The following is an 18,912-nucleotide window of genomic DNA, read 5'->3' as shown; positions in this document are numbered from 1 at the left end:
GCGGGTGCCGACCGGGTGCCCTGTGCGACGGGTCAGGTCAGTTGGTCAGGGCGTCGAGGACCTGTTCGTACTCCTGGCACCACCAGGTGAGCTGGGCGGCCGAGGCGGGGAAGAGCGGGTCGGCGCGGTGGTCGGCACGCTGGTAGTGCCACTGGAGCATCCAGAGGTCGTTGAGGCGCTCCCACCAGACCCGGTGGGCTGCGGCGGCGAGGTCGGCGGCGGTGGCGGCACCGGTCGCGCGGTAGGCGCGGGACCAGCGGCGGACCCGACTGAGGTCCAGGACGCCGGTGGTGCGGTCGTTGAAGAGCAGGGTGGCGGCGCGGACCGCCTCCTCGGCCAGCGGGCCGGGGCCGAGCTTGTCCCAGTCCAGGACGGCGGTCACCCGGCCGTGGCGGTGGAGCAGGTTGAGGCCGTGGAAGTCGCCGTGGGTCCAGCCGGTGGGCGGGGCGGCCTGCGGGGCCGGGCGGCGGTGGCGGTGGGTGTCGAGCAGGTCGAGGCGTTCGGTGAGCCGTCGTTCGGCGAGGCTGTCGAAGGGGCTCGGCCCGGCGGTACGGGCCTGTTCGCGGAGGCGGCCGACCAGGAGGGCGGTCTCGTCCGGGTCGGCGGAGCGGTGGCCGGTCGGCTGGCGAACGGGGGCACACACCTCGGCGAGTGCGCCGTGCAGGCGGCCGAGCAGCGCACCGAGTTCGCCGCTCTCCGGGAGGTCCAGCTCGGTGCCGTGCCGGTGCTCGCCCTCGATCCAGGGGAAGAGGGCGAACAGACGTCCGCCCCGGCTGGTGCAGGTACGGCCGTCCCGGGCGCGGACCGGGGGCGTGACCGGCAGGCCGAGCGCCGCCAGGGCGGTGGTCGCGCGGTGCTGGGCGGCGACCACCGGGCGGGGGGCGGTGGCCTGGTCGACGTAGCACTTGAGGAAGTACCGGCCGGTCTCGGTCTGCACCCGGTAGCCCCGGTTGAGCAGCCCCTCGGCGACCGGTATGGCGCTGAACCGGGTCAGCCGGTAGGAGCGCAGCACCCCCGTCAGGACGTGGTCGGGGACCGGAGGACTGAGGGTGCCGATGGGGGGTGCGCTGGTGTCCGGGCGGGCCGGTGCGCACGCGAAGGAGGTGCTGTGGTTCACGTGCCCTGAGAGTAGTGGTTACGCAGAGGGGCGCTTGACGTACCGTCAGTGATGTGCTCTCAGGGCCGCTGGTCCGTCTGGTGCCTGGCCACGTACGCGGCGGCCTGGGTCCGGCGCTCCATGCCCATCTTGGCGAGCAGGCTGGAGACGTAGTTCTTGACGGTCTTCTCGGCGAGGTGGAGCTCGTTGCCGATCTGACGGTTGGTCATCCCCTCGCCGATCAGGTCCAGGATCCGGCGCTCCTGCTTCGTCAACTGGGCGAGCCGTTCGTCCTCCTTCGCGCCGCCGTCACGGAGCCGGGCGAGCACCCGGCCGGTGGCGACCGGGTCGAGCAGGGACTTGCCCGCCGCCACGTCGCGGACCGCGGAGAGCAGGTCGGTGCCGCGGATCGCCTTCAGTACGTACCCGGAGGCCCCGGCCATGATGGCGTCGAAGAGCGCCTCGTCGTCCGAGAAGGAGGTGAGCATCAGGCACTTGATCCCGGGGTTCAGGGAGCGCACCTCGCGGCAGACCTCGACCCCGTTGCCGTCCGGCAGCCGGATGTCGAGCACGGCCACGTCCGGCTGGACTGCCGGGATCCGGGCGAGCGCCTCGGCTGCGGTGCCGGCCTCGCCGACCACCTCGATGTCGTCCTCGATGGAGAGCAGTTCGTGTACGCCACGGCGGACGACCTCGTGATCATCGAGCAGGAATACCCTGATTTGTCCGTTTCCAGTCACGGCCGAATGCTCCCATGTGCACGCAGGAAGACCCGTGTCCCGTGCCGACCGCCATCGGGAAATTGATGCCCGTTACCCCCTTACGCGGAGACTGCTGCCCGGATAGCGTGCGCAGGTGTCCTGACGGCCACGAAATGAGAGCCGCGCCACACCCGCGGCGCTCAACACCCGAACAACTAGGACGTCCTAGCGCAGAAGCGCCAAGGGGCTGCGCTGGGTAACGTTCTCGTGTGGGACGCCGTCGGAAAAGGAACACCACCTGCTGAGCAGATCGGTGCGCATACCCACGCGCTCCTGCGAGGCGGTGACCGGACCGGTCACCGGCGACCCCGGGCGGCCGGACAGACCGAGGAGTGAACGTGACCGTCAAAAGCACGACGAGGGCGCGCAAGAAGGCAGCCCCCGCCGTCCCTGACACCCTCCCGCCAGTTCCTTCGGAGGCCCAGCCCTCCGAGGCCGGGTCGGACGCCCAGCCCCAGCTGGTCCAGCTGCTCACGCCGGAAGGCGTCCGGGTCGAGCACCCGGACTTCCCGCTGACCACCACGCCGGAGGAGCTCCGCTCGCTCTACCGGGACCTGGTGCTGGTCCGGCGCTTCGACGCCGAGGCCACCTCGCTGCAGCGCCAGGGCGAGCTGGGCCTGTGGGCCTCGCTGCTCGGCCAGGAGGCCGCCCAGGTCGGTTCCGGACGGGCGATGCGCACCGGCGACTACGCCTTCCCGACGTACCGGGAGCACGGCGTGGCCTGGTGCCGTGACGTCGACCCGCTGAACCTGCTCGGCATGTTCCGCGGCGTCAACCACGGCGGCTGGGACCCGAACGAGAAGAACTTCCACCTCTACACCATCGTGATCGGCGCGCAGACCCTGCACGCCACCGGATACGCGATGGGCGTCACCAAGGACGGCGCCGACGACGCGGTGATCGCGTACTTCGGTGACGGCGCCTCCAGCCAGGGCGACGTGAGCGAGGCGTTCACCTTCGCCTCGGTCTACAACGCGCCGGTGGTCTTCTTCTGCCAGAACAACCAGTGGGCGATCTCCGAGCCCACCACCAACCAGACCCGGATCCCGCTCTACCGTCGCGCCTCGGGCTTCGGCTTCCCGGGTGTCAGGGTGGACGGCAACGACGTGCTGGCCTGCCTCGCGGTGACCCGCTGGGCGCTCGACCACGCCCGCAGCGGCAACGGCCCGGTGCTGGTCGAGGCGTTCACCTACCGGATGGGTGCCCACACCACCTCGGACGACCCGACCCGCTACCGGGCCACCGAGGAGACCGAGGCCTGGAAGGCCAAGGACCCGATCTCCCGTCTGAAGGCGTACCTGGACGCGGAGGGCCTGGCCGACGAGGCGTTCTTCGCCTCGGTCGAGGCGGAGAGCGAGCAGCTCGGCCTGCGGGTCCGTGAGGGCGTCCGGAGCATGCCCGACCCGGACCCGACGCTGATCTTCGACCACGTCTACGCGGAGCCGCACGCTCTGGTGGACGAGGAGCGGGCCGAGTACGAGGCGTATGCCGCCTCCTTCGAGGGCGGGGAGAACCACTGATGGCAGGGCAGCTCAGCATCGCCAAGGCGCTCAACGAGGCGCTGCGCAAGTCGCTGGAGAACGACCCGAAGACCCTGCTGATGGGCGAGGACATCGGGAAGCTCGGCGGCGTCTTCCGGATCACCGACGGGCTGCAGAAGGACTTCGGCGAGGACCGGGTGATCGACACCCCGCTGGCCGAGTCCGGCATCGTCGGGACCGCGATCGGCCTGGCGCTGCGCGGCTACCGCCCGGTGGTGGAGATCCAGTTCGACGGCTTCGTCTACCCGGCCTTCGACCAGATCGTCTCCCAGCTGGCCAAGATGCACGCCCGGGCCCTCGGGCACGTGAAGATGCCGGTCACCGTGCGCATCCCGTTCGCGGGCGGCATCGGCGCGGTCGAGCACCACAGCGAGTCGCACGAGGCGTACTTCGCCCACACGGCCGGCCTGCGGGTGGTCACCCCCTCCAACGCGCACGACGCGCACTGGATGCTCCGGCAGGCGATCGCCTCGGACGACCCGGTGATCTTCCTGGAGCCGAAGCGCCGCTACTGGGACAAGGGCGACGTCGGCGACTCGGCGGACCTCGGGCTGCACGCCGCCCGGGTGGTCAGGCCGGGCACCGACGCCACGCTGATCGCGTACGGCCCGATGGTGAAGGTCTGTCAGGAGGCTGCTGCCGCCGCCGAGGAGGACGGCCGCCGCCTGGAGGTGGTCGACCTGCGGTCGATCTCGCCGATCGACTTCGCCACCGTCGAGGAGTCGGTGAAGCGCACCGGCCGGGCGATCGTGGTGCACGAGGCGCCGGTCTTCATGGGCCTGGGCGCCGAGCTCGCCGCCCGGATCACCGAGCGCTGCTTCTACCACCTGGAGGCCCCGGTGCTCCGGGTCGGCGGCTACCACGCGCCGTACCCGCCGTCCCGGGTGGAGGAGTCCTACCTGCCCGACCTGGACCGTGTGCTCGACGCCGTCGACCGCGCGCTGGCGTTCTGAGAAGAGGGGCGAAATGACCACTGAGGTGCGCTCGCTCCGCGAGTTCAAGATGCCGGATGTCGGCGAGGGTCTGACCGAGGCCGAGATCCTGACCTGGTACGTCAAGCCCGGCGACGTGGTGACGGACGGTCAGGTGGTCTGCGAGGTGGAGACCGCCAAGGCGGCGGTCGAGCTGCCGATCCCGTTCAACGGGGTCGTCGAGACGCTGTTCTTCCCGGCCGGTTCGACGGTGGACGTCGGTACCGCGATCATCTCGGTCGCGGTGGGGGACGGGGCTGCCGAGCCGGCGCCCGCTCCTACGCCGGTCGCCGTCTCCCCGGTCGCCCCGGTCGCCCCGGCCGCGGCTCCTGCTGCGGCCGAGCCCGAGCGCCGCGAGGTGCTGGTCGGGTACGGGCCGCGTACGGGCGGTGCCCAGCGGCGGGCCCGGAAGGCTCCGGCCGTGCCAGTGGCCGCGCCGGTGGCCGCCCCGGCCGTGGTGGTGCCGGCCCAGGCCCAACCCGTCTCCGAGGAGCGGCCGTTGGCCAAGCCGCCGGTGCGCAAGCTGGCCAAGGACCTGGGCATCGACCTGCGGACGGTCACCCCGACCGGCCCCGACGGTGTGATCACCCGGGACGACGTGCACGCCGCCGCCGCACCGGCGTCGGCGGTCGAGACGCCGGTGGCCGCCGTCGCCCCGCTGCCGGTCGGCGCGGGCGACGTCCGGGTGCCCGTCAAGGGTGTCCGGAAGGCCATCGCCCAGGCGATGGTCGCGTCGGCGTTCACCGCGCCGCACGTCACCGAGTTCGTCCAGGTCGACGTGACCCGGACGATGAAGCTGGTGCGCGAGCTCAAGGCCAGCGGCGAACTGGGCGAGGGCGTCCGGGTCAGCCCGCTGCTGCTGGTCGCCCGGGCCTTGCTCACCGCCATCAAGCGGCACCCCGAGATCAACGCCGCCTGGGACGAGGCGAACCAGGAGATCGTGCTCAAGGGCCAGGTCAACCTGGGGATCGCGGCGGCCACCCCGCGCGGCCTCCTGGTGCCCAACATCAAGGACGCCGGCGCCAAGACCCTGCCGCAACTGGCCATGGCACTCGGTGAGTTGACCGACGTCGCCCGCCAGGGCAAGACCTCGCCGGCCGACCTGTCCGGCGGCACCGTCACGATCACCAACGTCGGCGTCTTCGGCGTCGACACCGGCACCCCGATCCTGAACCCCGGCGAGGCCGCCATCCTGGCCTTCGGCGCGGTCCGGGAGCTGCCCTGGGTCCACAAGGGCAAGGTGGTGCCCCGCCAGGTCACCACCCTGGCCCTCTCCTTCGACCACCGCCTGGTCGACGGCGAACTGGGCTCCAAGGTACTAGCCGACACGGCGGCGGTGCTCGAACGCCCGAAGCGCCTGATCACCTGGGGCTGAGCCCCGACAGCACGGAAGAACGGGCCCTGCTCCTCCTGGGAGCGGGGCCCGTTCGGCGTCCGTGCGTTGGTGCAGGGGGCGCCGCCCGCCCGGCTCCTGCCGGGCCCTGCTCTCCGTGCCTTCAATCGTTAGGACGCGCATCCCGCTCAGAGGTTGCAGGTGGGTTGGGAAAACTATTTCGACACTCTCGGGGGACCCTCCGCGATACTGCCGGGGTGACAGGACTACGGGTGACGGCAGCGGCACCGCAGGGAACCACCGGGCACCGTGCTTCGCTGCGCGGGGACGTGTCGGGGCCCGCGCTGCTGGCCGGGCTGGTGTGTGTGGCGGTGTCGTTCTCGGGGCCGCTGGTGGTGGTGCTGGCGGCGGCGAAGGCCGGGCAGCTCGATCCTGGGCAGACCGCGTCGTGGATCTGGGCGGTGTCGATCGGCAGCGGGCTGAGCTGTCTGCTGCTGAGCTGGTGGACCAGGACCCCGGTGATCGCGGCCTGGTCGACGCCGGGGGCGGCGCTGCTGGTGACCAGCCTGGGGGAGTACCCGTACCGGGAGGCGGTGGGGGCGTTCCTGGTGAGCAGTGTGGCGGTGACGCTGTTCGGGGTGACCGGCCTGTTCGGACGGTTGATCCGGGCGATTCCGGTCGGGATCGTGAACGCGATGCTGGCGGGCATCCTGTTCTCGTTCGGCGCCGGGATCTTCACCTCGTTGAAGGCCGCGCCGGTGCTGGTACTGGGCAGCTTCGCGGCTTTCCTGGCGGCCCGCAGGTTCGTGCCCAGGTACGCCGTACCGGTGGCGCTGGTGGCGGGCGGCCTGCTCGCCGCCACCACCGTCGGACTGTCGCTGCACCTCGGCCACGGCGGCCCGGTCCGGCCGGAGCTGACGGTGCCGCAGTTCAGCTGGGCCGCGATGGTCGGTCTCGCGCTGCCGCTCACCATCGTCGCGCTGGCCTCGCAGAACGCACCCGGCCTCGGCGTGATGCGGGCCTCCGGCTACGAGCCGGACGACCGGCTGCTGATCGGCGCGACCGGGGGCCTCTCGGTGCTGCTCGCCCCGTTCGGCTCGCCCGGCGTCAACCTGGCCGCGATCACCGCCGCGATCTGCACCAGCCAGGAGAGCCACCCCGACCCCCGGCGCCGCTACATCGCCGGGATGTCCACCGGCGTGCTGTACATCCTGATCGGCAGCTTCGCCGGGGTGCTGGTCAGCCTCTTCACGGGCCTGCCCGCCGCGCTGATCGCGGTGGTCGCCGGCACCGCCCTGTTGGCCTCCTTCCAGAGCAGCCTGGCCGGGGCGACGGCCGACGAGCACGGCCGGGACGGCGCGGTGGTGACCTTCCTGGCCACCGCCTCGGGGATGACCCTGTACGGGATCGGCTCGGCCTTCTGGGGCCTGCTGTTCGGCGTCTCGGCGCACCTGGTGCTCCAGGCCGGGCGGACCCGGCGCAGCTGATCCGCGCCACCGGAGCCGATCCGCGCCACCGGAGCCGATCCGCGCAACCGGGGCTGAGCCGGACGGCCGACCCGCTGCACCGGTCCGGGGAACTTGGCGCGCCGGGGGACTGCGGGGGCGTACGGGACGGGTACGTCTTCGCGACCCCCCACCCGAGCCCCCGCCGGGTGACCGGAGCAGCGAGGACGAACCCATATGCCTTCTGGCAATCCTGGCCGTCGTCTGCTCCGCGGTCTGGGAGCGGCCGTACTCCTGGCGGCTGCCGTGCTCCCCGCCGCGCTGGAGGTGGCCGCCCCGCCGCCGTACGACGTGATCGGCGCCCCGTCGCCCGTCACCGAATTGGCCGTCCCGCCGCACACCGTCCATCCGGCCGCGCTGCGGGTCGACGGGGCCGCCCCGACCGTCGACATACGCCGCACCGGGCCGCCGGCCGGGCGGATCACCCTGGTGCTGCTCGGCGACGGCTACACGGCCGAGCAGCAGGAGCTGTTCCGGCAGCAGGCCGATCTGGCCTGGCAGTCGCTGATGGACATCGAACCGTTCCGCAGCTACCAGGGCTTCTTCAACATAAGGCGGGTCGACGTGGTCTCCCCGGCGTCCGGCATCGCCGAGGGTGACCAGGCGGGACGCCGCCCCGGGACGCCGCTCGGCATGCACTTCTGGTGCGAGGGCACCGCCCGGCTGCTCTGCGCCGACGAGACCGCCACCGCCAGGTACGCAGGGGAGGGCGAGGGCCCGCAGTACCTGATCGCGCTGGCCAACTCCAAGGAGTACGGCGGTGCGGGCGGCACCGGGGTGACCACGCTGGCGGGCGGCAATCCGGACGCCGGTCGGATCATCCAGCACGAGATAGGGCACACCGTCGGCGACCTCGGCGACGAGTACGACAGCGCACCGGCCGACGCGGAGTACCCCAACCTGTCCGCCGTGGACGCCGAGGAGATGCGCCGGGGACAGCAGAAGTGGTGGCGCTGGCTGGGCGTCCAGTCGCCCGACGGCGGCGGCGTGATCGGCGCGTACCGCAGCGCCAACGGGGTCTACCGGCCGACCGCCGACTCGGTGATGCGCACCCTCGGGGGCAGCTACAACCTGCCTTCCCGGGAGGCGATCATCAAGCAGATCTACCAGCGGGTCGGCCCGACCGATCCGCCCGTCCCGGCGGCCGGCGAGGTGACCGGGCGGCCCCGGTTGGACGCCCGGCCGCTGCGGCTGACCGGGGCGCGCCGGCTCACCGTGGAGTGGCGGGTGGACGGCAGGGTGGTGGAGAGCCCGGCCGATGACCGGAGCTGGCTGGACACCACGGGGCTGACCGTCCCGCCCGGGCGGACCGTCACGGTCACCGCGACCGTCCGGGACGACACCGACTGGGTCCGCGACGAGGCGTTCCGGCAGCAGCGGATGACCCGCACGGTGAGCTGGCGGCTCAGGGCCTGAGACGTCCCTTCGTGCCCGGATCGTTGCCCGGGCCCGCGCATTCGCGGTTGACGGGCTGCATAGTCTGGTCGACGTGACCGTGGACCCCGAGACCGCCAGCCCCGCCACCAGCGCCACCGTCCCCGGCCAGCGGGTACCCCTGCCGACCGCCTTGCTGCCGGTGGGGCCCCCCGGCGGCCGGGCCGCCTGGTTCGCCTGGTCGATCGGGGTCAGCGTCTACGTACTCGCGGTGATCCACCGCACCAGCCTCGGCGTGGCCGGGATCGACGCCGCCGAACGGTTCGGGATCGGGGCCTCCGCGCTCTCCACCTTCGCGGTGCTCCAGGTGCTGGTGTACGCCGCGATGCAGATACCCGTCGGCCTGCTGGTGGACCGGTTCGGACCGCGCCGGGTGCTGCTCACCGGCATCCTGCTGCTGAGCCTCGGTCAGCTCGCCTTCGCCTTCTCCACGTCCTTCGGCCCGGCGCTGGTCTCCCGGGCCGTGCTCGGCTGCGGCGACGCGATGACCTTCATCAGCGTGCTGCGGATCTCCGCGCGCTGGTTCCCCGCCGCGAAGAACCCGCTGGTCGCCCAGCTCACCGGCCTCGTCGGGATGGGCGGCAACCTGATCACCACCGTGGTGCTCGCCCAGGCCCTGCACCGCGAGGGCTGGACGGCCAGCTTCGCCTTCGTCGCCCTGCTCGGGGTGGGGGTCTTCGTGCCGGTCGCGCTGCTGCTCCGGGAGGCCCCGGCGGGCGTGGTGGTCGTCCCGGTGGCAGGGCGGCGGCTCTCGGTACGCTCCCAGATCCGCGACGCCTGGGGCGAACCCGGCACCCGGCTCGGCATGTGGGTGCACTTCACCACCGCGTTCCCCGGGGCGGCCTTCGGACTGCTCTGGGGCATGCCCTACCTGGTGGAGGCCCAGGGCATGACCCGGGGCGAGGCGGGCGGCCTGCTCACGGTCCTGGTCGGCAGCAACATGGTCTCCGCGCTGCTGCTCGGGCGGCTGCTCTCGCGGTCGGCCCGGGCCCGGATGCCGATCACCCTGACGGTCATCGCCGCCACGGCGGCGAGCTGGGCCGTCGTCCTGGCCTGGCCGGGGGCCCACCCGCCGCTCTGGCTGCTCCTCGCCCTGCTGGTGGTGATGGGCACCAACGGCCCCGCCTCCCTGGTCGGCCTCGACTACGCCCGCTCCCACAACCCCCCGGAACGCCTGGGCACGGCCTCCGGCATCGCCAACATGGGCGGCTTCATCGGCACGGTGATCACTCTCTTCGGAGTCGGCCTGCTGCTCGACACCCTGGCGGGCCCGGGCGGCGTGCACTCGCCGGAGGCGTACCGGTGGGCGCTGTGCTGGCTCTTCGTGCCGCTGGCGGTCGGGACGGGGATGATCCTGCGGCTGCGACGGCTGGTCGGCTAGCGTTTCTGACCTGCGAAGGCGTGGATACTCTCGGTGGAGGCGAGGGTATCCACGACTGATGGCTACGGCAGCAGGTGTGCCCCGCAGCAGCTCGTTGAACTCGGCCACCCCGGTCCGGAACCTGAACGGCCCGACCTCCCCGTGCACCGTGGCCCGGAAGCCGGGAGTGCCGGCTCCGACCACCGGGACCGATGCGGGTGGACGGGCCATCAGCCGGCGGATCAGGTCCACCAGCTTGAGCTTCTCGCAGCACGGGATCGTCGTTCCGCCCCGGATTCCCACCCGTTCCACGGCCAGGCACTCCAGGTACGGTCCGAACGGCGGCCTGCTGTCCTCCTGACGGCTCGGCACCCGGAACTCCATCTCGCCGTGCCGGCAGTGCACCGTCCCGTCCCGACGGAGGCTGATGCGGCGGCCGTCCTCCTGGTGGAGCTGGGCGAGGATCTGCACCTGCTGGCCGATCGCCTCGCTGAGCGTCTCGGTCATCCGCTGCTGCTGCTCGGGGACGTCGGTGTCACCGCGCCGGATCGACGGCAGCAACTCGGCGATGACCCAGCGCTGGAACGGCCTGGCTGCATCCTTGTCCGATCGCATGAGCAAGGCGTAGAGCCCGGCCTCGCTGACCACGACGTGTTCGGGTGCATGGGCTGCCCGCGACAACGAGGCCGTACTGGTGACGTACCGGTACGAGTCGAACTGGTGGGAGTGCGTGGTGCACCACCCGCGTGCCGAGCCGGCACGCTCCGGGCGGGGTGGCGCGCTGTCAGGGGGTGACGGCGAAGTGGGTGAGGAGCCGGGTGGCGAGTTCCTGGTCGCCGTCGATCTTGACGGGGCCGGGGCGGCCTCGGCCGGCGGCCAGGCGGAGGTAGGTCTCCCAGTCGAGGGTGAGGCGGACGTCGGGGGCGAGGCTGACGGTCTCGTCGATGGTGGCGCGGCCGTCGTCGCCGACCCGGACGGTGCGGAGGAACTCGACGGGGCCCGAGACATCCAGGGCGAGGGTGGTGCCGGGCGGGGCTCCGACGGACTTGGCGAGCACCTTGGGGAGGCCGGCCAGCAGGATGTCGCGGGAGATCAGGGCGGCGGGCGAGTCGAGGTTGCCAGGGGTGCCGAGGGCCCGGCGGAGGTCCTGCTCGTGCACCCAGACGTCGAAGGCGCGCATCCGGAGCAGGTCGGTGTACGTCACGTCGCGGGAGAGCGGCCCGGCGGGCCAGCGGACCAGGTCGTCCGGCTGGTGCTTGGCATTGCGCAGGGCGCGCGAGCGGCGGATGACGGTGTACTCCAGCTCGCCGGTCATCTCGGGTGCGGTGTGGCAGCGCCGCTTGTCGACCGGGAGCTCCATGTAGCGGGCGAACTCGCCGGTGACGTGCCGGAGGTCACCGGGCAGGGAGTGGATGGGCCGGGGGTCGCCGAGGAGCTCGGACTCCAGCGCGATGATGTGCGAGACGACGTCGCGGACCGACCAACCGGGGCATTCGGTGGGTCGGTTCCAGGCGTCGGTGGGCAGCGGGGCCAGCAGCTCGGCTATCGCCTCGATGGACTGCGTCCACGCGTCGATGCAAGCCTGCACGGTCTGGTTCTCCGTCACGGGATTCTCCGGCCCTCCGTCAGCTTCCGTACTGTGCCGCCCTGGAGCGTGAACCCGGGTGTTCCGGCTTCCGGGCGGCGGCGCTAACCGCACGTTACGCTGCCGGGTGACAGCCGGGCAGTGCTTTCGGGTGACGATCGTAGGACTGGTCCCATGGACGGTGGTAGTGTGCGCGCTTCATTGATCCAAATCGACGTCTCGGACGCCGAACCGCCCGCCGAACGGCGGGCCAGGGTGGCCGCTTTGGTACGCGCCCAGGAGGGCGCCGACCTGGTGGTGCTGCCCGAGCTGTGGCCGCTCGGCGGCTTCGCCTACGACGCGTGGTCGGAGGGGGCCGAGCCGCTGGACGGGCCGACCGTCGAGGCGATGTCGGCCGCCGCCAGGGCCGCCGGGATCTGGCTGCACGCCGGTTCGATCGTCGAACGCGATCCGGACGGCCCGATCTACAACACCTCGCTGCTGTTCGCCCCCGACGGCGAGCTGACCACCACCTACCGCAAGATCCACCGCTTCGGTTTCGACAGCGGCGAGGCGATCGCGATGGGTGCCGGGCAGGAGATCGTGGCCACCACCACCGAGTTGGGCACCATCGGTCTCGCGACCTGTTACGACCTGCGCTTCCCCGAGCTGTTCCGGGCCCTGCTGGACGCCGGGGCCGAACTGCTGCTGATCCCGGCCGCCTGGCCGGAGCGGCGGCGCGAGCACTGGACCCTGCTGGCCCGGGCCAGGGCGGTGGAGGAGCAGGCGTACGTTCTGGCCTGCAACACCGCGGGGACGCACGGCGGCGTCGAGCAGGCCGGGCACAGCATCGTGGTCGACCCGTGGGGCAAGGTGCTGGCCGAGGCCGGGGCGGGCGAGCAGGTGCTGACCGTCGACTTCGACCCGGCGGGGGCGGCCAAGGCCCGTTCCGAGTTCCCGGTGCACCGCGACCGGCTGCTCGGCATCCCGGCACCCGTACAGCGCTGACCCACGGCCGGAGACGCAACGGCCGGCGCATGTCCGGGTATGGCCACGGTTAGGGCTCTTGCGCACCACGTGGGCGCATTTGAGAAGATGAGCCCTGGTCGTGTTCCTTCCGGACCGGCCGCCGAGCAGTGCCGAACCCGGAGAGGAGGCCGCCGCCCGGATGTCCAGCCCCACGGCTCCCCCCGGCGACGGCCGCCCGGCTATCCAGCGCAACAGCCTGCGCGAGCAGATCGCCGCGGCGCTCCGCGAGGAGATGATGGCCGGCCGCCTGGCGGCCGGCCGCAACTTCACCGTGAAGGAGATCGCCGAGCTGTACGGCGTCTCCGCCACCCCGGCCAGGGAGGCGCTGGTCGACCTGGCGGCGCAGGGTCTGCTCCGGACCGAGCACCACCGAGGCTTCACCGTCCCGGAGTTCGACTGGTCGGACTTCCTGGAGATCTTCGAGGCCCGCACCATGCTGACGGACAGCGCCTTCCGCCAGCTCGGCGCCCGGGTCGGCGGGTACGACTGGCGGCGGCTGCCGTCGCTGCGCCGCCGCGCGGAGGCGGCCCAGCGGGCGTCCAGGTCCGGCCAGCTGGACCTGCTGGTCGGCTGCGACCTGCGGTTCTGGCACGAGGCCGGGGCGCTGCTCGGCAACGCCCGGATCTCCGGGTATCTGGGCTGGCTGCGGGTGCAGTCCTGGATGTTCGCGGCGCCTCACCTGCGGACCGCCGGGGAGCTCGACGGCGTCTGTTGGGACCGGCACCCGGAACTGGTGGACCGGATCGAGGCCCGGGACGTGGCCGGGGCGCACCGGTTGATGAACGACTACAACCTCTTCACGATCGAGCTCCTGGCCAGGCTGACCGGGCACCCGCTGGAGTCGGTGGCGGTGCTGCCGCTGCTCCGCAGTCCGGTGGCGGAGCCGGAGCAGCCGGCCCCGGCCGCCGCGACGGACGAGCCCGGGCTCGGTCTGGTGCCGCTGCCGAGGGCCGTCCCGCCCGGCCGCTTCGGACGCCCGCGGCACCCGGGGACCGGGGCCGGTACCGAGGAGCCGGTGGCGCAGTAGGGTGGGCTCTTCCCGTGTCCGCCCTCTGAGAGGAAGAGCCGGCCCATGGCCTGCGACCTCTGGCTCGTCCCGCTGGTGGACGTCCTGACGCACAGCCCGGAGAACCCGTTCCGGGACGACCTCGTTCGGTACAACGCGGCGCTGGTCGCGCACGGTCTGCCGGAGGTCCCGGTCTACCGGTACTCGCCGGGGCTGACCGGTTCGGTCGAGCCGATCGCCGCCTTCGACTACGACTCGCTGCACTTCCTGCGGCGGGCCTACCTGCTCGGGCTGACCGGCTTCGCGATCGAGCCGGTGGACGCGCTCGGCGGCGACTACGAGCAGCTGTTGGAGATGTTCGAGTCGACCGCCGAACAGTCGCACCTGGTCTGGCACTTCGACCATGCCGGGGCGTACGTGCCGATCGACTTCCAGCTCCCGCTGGTCGCCGACGAGCTGCTGGCCGCAGGCGGGCCGCTCGGTTCCTCGTACGGGCTGCTGCGGGAACTCCAGGCCGTGGCACCGGTGTTGGGTCTCGACCCGCTGAACCCGCCGAATCCGACCCGGCCGTTGACGCCGACCGATCTGGAGCAGAGCTTCGAGCCGCCGATCGACGACCAGCACCCGTTCGCCCGGGAGCGGCACGCCTGGGCGGGGCTGTACGCGGCGGCCACCCGGAGCGTCACCCAGGGCTCGATGATCGTGTTCGCCTGAGGCGCTGCCTGAGGCATCGTTTCTGCGCGGACGCCCCGGTGGGCGTCCGCGCAGAGCGGACCGGTTAGCGCAGCGGACCCTCCGGCGGCCGCTGCCGCGGCATGGTCGGCCGGGTGCCCGGCGGCGGCAGGATCCGGACCTGGGCACCGGCACCGCCCTCGGTGCGGCCGCCCCACGGTCCCGGGGACTGGGTGGGCAACTGGGTCATGGTGGCGCGGAACTCGAGCATCCACTCCGAGGTCTCGCCCCTGACCACGTCCGAGACGTCCTCGCAGAACCGGCGCAGCACGCCGAGGCAGCGCTCGGCCGCCTCGCCGGCCGTCCCCTCGGTGGGGCCGAGCACCTCGCGCACGCACTCCGAGGCCCAGTCGAACTGGAACGCCTCGAGCCGGCGCTGCAGTGCCTGGGCGGTGCTGACGTCCCGCATCCAGCCGGAGGTTTGGCCGAACGCCCGGTCCAGCCCGAGGCAGGCGGCGGAGAGCGCCAGGCCGACGTACCCCCAACTCGGCGAGGACCAGGAGACCCCGCTGAGCGAGAGCAGCGGCGCGGACATCCCGGCCACTGCGAACCCGGCCGCGCCGAACCGCAGCAGCCTGGCCCAGCGCCGCTTCCAGACCCGGTCCTTGCGGTACCAGTCGATCGCCTCGACGGCCCGCTCCTCGGACCAGCGGTAGAGCTCCTCCAGCCGCTCGGCCGGCTCACCCCAGTCCCCGAGCGGGAACTGGCGGGCACTCAGGTCCGTGCGGCGGCGGGTGGGGGTCCGTGCGGCGGAGGGCGCGACGGGCTGGTCCTCCTCGCCGACCTCCTTGCCCCAGGGGCTCTCCTCGGGCTGCATTTCCGGCTGGCTCACCTGTGGGGCTCCCTGTGGCGGGCGGACTGCTGAGGCCCTGGCGGGTACCGGGCCTGACGGTGCGTCGAGCGGCCAGTGTTCCGGACACCGGCCAGGCGTGACACTTCGTCGGACGGGCGGCACCGCGAGCGGTGTCGGGCCGCCATGGTGTCGTGCCACGGTGACGGCCGGTGCTCGTCCAACAGCACTTCTTACCGCCAAATGGCTGACCATGTGGCCGCTTCGGCAGCGATCGTTATCGGATTTCACCCCATCAAGCCGAGGTGGGAGAGTTGCGGCGGCCGGAGAGATTTCACCCGTCCGAGCGAGTCCGTCCCGTTCCGTCGCCCTGACCCCGGGTCGCTCCGCCCGGTCGGGTCCGGAGCGCGGGTTGGAGCATCCTCCAATCAGACTGGCCCGCGGGCCGTACCCGGTGGGAGGTTCCGACGGGCCCAGCGACCGAGCCGATCCGGCCACCGACTACCCTTCGAGGCGTGAAGGTCCTCGTCATCGGCGGCGGCGCCCGCGAACACGCCCTGTGCCGCTCCCTGTCCCAAGATCCCGCCGTCACCGAACTGCACTGTGCCCCGGGTAACGCCGGGATCGCGCAGGTGGCGACGGTCCACCCGGTCGACCAGCTGGACGGTGCGGCCGTGGCCGCGCTGGCCCGGCGGCTCGGCTCCGAGCTGGTCGTGGTCGGCCCGGAGGCCCCGCTGGTCGCGGGCGTCTCGGACGCCGTCCGCGCGGCCGGCATCCCGGTCTTCGGCCCGTCCGGGGAGGCCGCCCAGCTGGAGGGCTCCAAGGCCTTCGCCAAGGACGTGATGGCCGGCGCCGGCGTACCGACGGCCCGCTCCTACGTCTGCGTCACCGAGGCCGAGGCGGTCGAGGCGCTGGACGCCTTCGGTGCCCCGTACGTGGTGAAGGACGACGGCCTGGCGGCCGGCAAGGGCGTGGTGGTCACCGACGACCGCGCCGAGGCGCTGGCCCACGCGCTCTCCTGCGACCGGGTGGTGATCGAGGAGTACCTGGACGGTCCCGAGGTCTCGCTGTTCGCGATCACCGACGGCGTCACCGTGCTGCCGCTGGTGCCCGCGCAGGACTTCAAGCGCGCGCTGGACGACGACCAGGGCCCGAACACCGGCGGCATGGGCGCGTACTCGCCGCTGCCGTGGGCCCCCGAGGGTCTGGTGCAGGAGGTGCTGGAGACCGTCCTGCAGCCGACCGTGGACGAGCTGCGGCACCGGGGCACCCCCTTCTCCGGCCTGCTGTACGCCGGTCTGGCGCTCACCTCGCGCGGCACCCGGGTGATCGAGTTCAACGCGCGGTTCGGCGACCCGGAGACCCAGGTCGTGCTGGCCCGGCTGCGCACCCCGCTGGCCGGCGTGCTGCTGGCCGCCGCCGACGGCACCCTGGACACCCTGGAGCCGCTGCGCTGGGACGAGGGCGCCGCCGTCACCGTGGTGGTCGCCTCCGAGGGCTACCCGGCCGCCCCGCGCACCGGTGACCCGATCGGCGGCCTGGACGAGGTGGAGGCCGAGGGCGCGTACGTGCTGCACGCCGGCACCGCGACCGGCCCGGACGGCGAGGTGCTCAGCTCCGGCGGCCGGGTGCTCTCGGTCACCGCGACCGGTGCCGACCTGGCCGCGGCGCGCGAGCTGGCCTACCGGGGAGTCGCCCGCATCTCGCTCAAGGGCTGCCAGTACCGCTCCGACATCGCGCTGCGGGCCGCTCGCTAGCCGACGGCCCCCGAGGGCGCTGCGACCGGGTCATCCCACCGGACGCAGCGCCCTTCGGCGTTCTCCGGCGCCAGTCGCCACACCGGTCGGCGGCAGGATTCCAGCCCTTCGGGTGATCCGGTCGCCATCCGGCTGACGTGACGGCGCCCCGGGTCGTAGGGTGCGCTGGATCGCGTCGGCGGGCTGCCCGCCGGTGCGGCCGCCGCCGGGTGTTCGGGCGCGGCCGGGGGGATGCTGTCGGTGGTGCTCGGTCCGGCCGTCGTGTCATCAGGACGGGTGGAAACGGTGGCGATCCGGAACGCCCGCCCACGGGCAGGCGTCAGAACTGTCAGAAGTGCCAAGCACGATGCACAAGCGGGGCCGACGTCCGTCGTTCCCCGTTCGGAACACTGATCAATTCGAGTCGGCTCGGGTGTCCGGGTCGTGGCCGGCCTCCCCGTACCGGAGGGCGCCGCGAGCCGTGGACGCCGGCTCCGAAGGGGGTGCCGCGCCGTATGGCCGCTGTCGATGCAGCCCGCGCACGTGCCCGGGCCGTGCTCCGGGTCCGCGGGCGGGCACTGGGTGTCGCCGCGCTGCCCGCCGCAGTCGCGGTGGTGCTGTTCGCGGGCCGGTTCACCGGCCGGATAGGCGCCCCCGGCTCCGCCGACGCCACCGCCTGGGACGCGGCCCGCTGGGTGGTCGCGGGTCTCGCCGTCCTGGTGCTGCTGGCCACCTGGCTGGCGGTCAGGACGTACGCCCGGGCGGTGCCGCCGCGCACGCCCGCGGTGCCGGTCGCGCGGTCCGCCGCCCCGGAGCTCTACCGGCAGATCGGTGAGCTGGCCGAAAGGCTCGGGGTGCCGGTCCCGTCGGGCATCGCGCTCACCCCGGACTGCGACAGCTGGTTGGAGGAGGTGCACCGGCCCGGCGGGCGCCCGGCCGGCCGGCCGGTGGCCCCGGTGCTGGTGATCGGCTCGCCGTTCCTCTGGTGGATGCGGGCCGGCGAGCTGCGCGCCCTGCTGGCCCCGGTGGTGGCCGGTACGGCCGCCGCGGCCGATCCGGAGATCGCCGCCGCCCGGCGCTTCCTGCGCGGCCTGGACGCCTCGCTCGGCGAGCCCCGGCGCGGTCCCGCCGCCCTGCTGGACCGGCTCACCAAGCTGCTGCTCGGCGCCTGCCGGGAGCACTCGGCCGAGCTGGAGCGGGCGGTCGCGGCGGCCGCCTCCGAGCAGGCCAAGTCGGTCGACTACGGGCTGCGGATCGCCGCACAGGAGCAGGTCGGCCTGGCGTACGCGGGGTGGGACAGGCTGCTCACCCGGGTCGCGCTGCCGGCCTGGCGGCTCGGCCGTCACCCGGCCCACCTGAACGCGGGGGTGGTCTCCGCCCTCACCGAGCTGTCCCGCCGGGACCGGCTGGCCGACGGGTACGGGACCCGGCTCGGCGACCGGCCGGCCTGCGACCTGCTGGAGGAGCCGGGATCGGTGGACGCGGCGGTGTCGCTGCTGGCGGCCGAGGTGCTGTTCGGGGAGCCGTTCGGCACCGAGGGCACCGGCTGGCGTGAGCTGGACTGGGCCGACTACCCGGCCGAGGTGGTCGAGCTCGGCTGGCGCGGCCAGGCCGCCGCACTGCGGGCGGTGCTCGGCGAGGGGGCGCCCGAGGAGGCCGCGCCCGCCCTGCAACTGGTGCTCACCCGGCTCGCGGACGGTGGCGGCGAGCCCCTGGCCGCAGCACTCGCCGCTCACCTGGCGCGCACCGCCCAGATCGCGCCCCCTCTCCAGGTGGTCCGCAGCGGGCGGGACCTGCTGGTCGACCACGTCACCGCGCTGGTCTGCCTGGTGGCGCTGGACAGCGGCCGGGGCAGGCCCGGCATGGACTGGCTGGACGGCCCGGTGCTGCTGCTCGGCGGCATCCGGCGCCCCGAGCTGGCGGCCCTGGTGGCCGATGTGGTGGAGCAGGGCAAGGACACCCCGCTACGGTCCTGGCTGGAGGCGGCCGGTCTGCGGCTGGCCGGTCCGGTTCGACTCTGACGGCCCGTCGGCCGGCTCCGGGAACGGACCAGA

General features: G+C 73.1%; 15 protein-coding genes and 1 pseudogene. 11 read left to right on the top strand and 5 right to left on the bottom strand.

The window, feature by feature from the left end; translation table 11 throughout:
* Positions 1-37: 37 nt before the first annotated feature.
* Both ACKUU6_RS15525 and ACKUU6_RS15520 read right to left on the bottom strand, forming a co-directional pair.
* The gene (locus ACKUU6_RS15525) at positions 38-1,117 is read right to left on the bottom strand and encodes a phosphotransferase enzyme family protein (RefSeq protein ID WP_407989133.1); all 1,080 of its coding nucleotides are present in this window, start codon (positions 1,115-1,117) and stop codon (positions 38-40) included.
* 59 nt (positions 1,118-1,176) lie between these two features.
* Complete coding sequence (locus ACKUU6_RS15520; protein WP_407989132.1) at positions 1,177-1,836, bottom strand: response regulator; 660 nt, start codon at positions 1,834-1,836, stop codon at positions 1,177-1,179.
* A gap of 353 nt (positions 1,837-2,189) precedes the next feature.
* Here ACKUU6_RS15520 and pdhA point away from each other — a divergent pair, with 353 nt between their 5' ends.
* The 6 genes from pdhA (at position 2,190) to ACKUU6_RS15490 (ending at position 10,022) form a co-directional block, all read left to right on the top strand.
* Positions 2,190-3,377: a pyruvate dehydrogenase (acetyl-transferring) E1 component subunit alpha gene (gene pdhA / locus ACKUU6_RS15515; RefSeq protein WP_407989131.1), complete on the top strand. Its 1,188-nt coding sequence runs from the start codon at positions 2,190-2,192 to the stop codon at positions 3,375-3,377.
* On the top strand, positions 3,377-4,351 hold the full coding sequence (locus tag ACKUU6_RS15510) for an alpha-ketoacid dehydrogenase subunit beta (protein ID WP_407989130.1): 975 nt from the start codon (positions 3,377-3,379) through the stop codon (positions 4,349-4,351). Before pdhA ends, ACKUU6_RS15510 begins: the two co-directional genes overlap by 1 nt.
* Before the next feature lie 13 nt (positions 4,352-4,364).
* Positions 4,365-5,744: a dihydrolipoamide acetyltransferase family protein gene (locus ACKUU6_RS15505; protein WP_407989129.1), complete on the top strand. Its 1,380-nt coding sequence runs from the start codon at positions 4,365-4,367 to the stop codon at positions 5,742-5,744.
* 230 nt (positions 5,745-5,974) lie between these two features.
* Entirely contained in the window at positions 5,975-7,189 is a 1,215-nt protein-coding gene (locus ACKUU6_RS15500; RefSeq protein WP_407989128.1) for a benzoate/H(+) symporter BenE family transporter, read from the top strand.
* Positions 7,190-7,384: 195 nt separating this feature from the next.
* On the top strand, positions 7,385-8,623 hold the full coding sequence (locus ACKUU6_RS15495) for a M64 family metallopeptidase (protein ID WP_407989127.1): 1,239 nt from the start codon (positions 7,385-7,387) through the stop codon (positions 8,621-8,623).
* 73 nt (positions 8,624-8,696) lie between these two features.
* Positions 8,697-10,022: an MFS transporter gene (locus tag ACKUU6_RS15490; protein WP_407989126.1), complete on the top strand. Its 1,326-nt coding sequence runs from the start codon at positions 8,697-8,699 to the stop codon at positions 10,020-10,022.
* A 543-nt stretch (positions 10,023-10,565) separates the two neighbouring features.
* Here ACKUU6_RS15490 and ACKUU6_RS15485 read toward each other — a convergent pair.
* Positions 10,566-10,682 (bottom strand): annotated as a pseudogene (locus ACKUU6_RS15485) (BRO family protein); the annotation flags it as partial.
* A gap of 103 nt (positions 10,683-10,785) precedes the next feature.
* Positions 10,786-11,607 carry a maleylpyruvate isomerase family mycothiol-dependent enzyme gene (locus ACKUU6_RS15480; protein ID WP_407989125.1) on the bottom strand — a complete coding sequence of 274 codons (822 nt, stop codon included), beginning with the start codon at positions 11,605-11,607 and terminating at the stop codon, positions 10,786-10,788.
* 168 nt (positions 11,608-11,775) lie between these two features.
* On the opposite strand from ACKUU6_RS15480, the gene ACKUU6_RS15475 reads away from it, so the two are divergent.
* From ACKUU6_RS15475 to ACKUU6_RS15465, 3 genes are all read left to right on the top strand, one after another.
* Positions 11,776-12,573 carry a carbon-nitrogen family hydrolase gene (locus ACKUU6_RS15475; protein WP_407989124.1) on the top strand — a complete coding sequence of 266 codons (798 nt, stop codon included), beginning with the start codon at positions 11,776-11,778 and terminating at the stop codon, positions 12,571-12,573.
* Positions 12,574-12,733: 160 nt separating this feature from the next.
* The gene (locus ACKUU6_RS15470; protein WP_407989123.1) at positions 12,734-13,621 is read left to right on the top strand and encodes a GntR family transcriptional regulator; all 888 of its coding nucleotides are present in this window, start codon (positions 12,734-12,736) and stop codon (positions 13,619-13,621) included.
* A gap of 45 nt (positions 13,622-13,666) precedes the next feature.
* Positions 13,667-14,314, top strand: a complete 648-nt coding sequence (locus ACKUU6_RS15465; protein ID WP_407989122.1) for a hypothetical protein — start codon at positions 13,667-13,669, stop codon at positions 14,312-14,314.
* Between the two features lie 64 nt (positions 14,315-14,378).
* Here the strand turns inward: ACKUU6_RS15465 and ACKUU6_RS15460 are convergent, their stop codons facing one another.
* Positions 14,379-15,164, bottom strand: coding sequence for an SLATT domain-containing protein (locus ACKUU6_RS15460; RefSeq protein WP_407989121.1), 786 nt, complete (start codon positions 15,162-15,164; stop codon positions 14,379-14,381).
* Positions 15,165-15,637: 473 nt separating this feature from the next.
* On the opposite strand from ACKUU6_RS15460, the gene purD reads away from it, so the two are divergent.
* Entirely contained in the window at positions 15,638-16,879 is a 1,242-nt protein-coding gene (purD, locus tag ACKUU6_RS15455) for a phosphoribosylamine--glycine ligase (protein ID WP_407989120.1), read from the top strand.
* A gap of 494 nt (positions 16,880-17,373) precedes the next feature.
* Positions 17,374-18,879, top strand: coding sequence for a hypothetical protein (locus tag ACKUU6_RS15450; RefSeq protein WP_407989119.1), 1,506 nt, complete (start codon positions 17,374-17,376; stop codon positions 18,877-18,879).
* Positions 18,880-18,912 lie beyond the last annotated feature (33 nt).

It is taken from the genome of Kitasatospora sp. CMC57 (assembly GCF_045866025.2).
Taxonomy (GTDB): Bacteria; Actinomycetota; Actinomycetes; order Streptomycetales; family Streptomycetaceae; genus Kitasatospora.
Note: the sequence above shows the minus strand (reverse complement) of the source record. Positions and strands in the feature narration are given on the sequence as shown.

Coding starts and splice junctions, on each gene's coding strand:
- ACKUU6_RS15505 (WP_407989129.1), top strand. CDS start 4,365: ATGACCACTGAGGTGCGCTCGCTCCGCGAGTTCAAGATGCCGGATGTC.
- ACKUU6_RS15510 (WP_407989130.1), top strand. CDS start 3,377: ATGGCAGGGCAGCTCAGCATCGCCAAGGCGCTCAACGAGGCGCTGCGC.
- ACKUU6_RS15470 (WP_407989123.1), top strand. CDS start 12,734: ATGTCCAGCCCCACGGCTCCCCCCGGCGACGGCCGCCCGGCTATCCAG.
- ACKUU6_RS15465 (WP_407989122.1), top strand. CDS start 13,667: ATGGCCTGCGACCTCTGGCTCGTCCCGCTGGTGGACGTCCTGACGCAC.
- ACKUU6_RS15495 (WP_407989127.1), top strand. CDS start 7,385: ATGCCTTCTGGCAATCCTGGCCGTCGTCTGCTCCGCGGTCTGGGAGCG.
- ACKUU6_RS15450 (WP_407989119.1), top strand. CDS start 17,374: ATGGCCGCTGTCGATGCAGCCCGCGCACGTGCCCGGGCCGTGCTCCGG.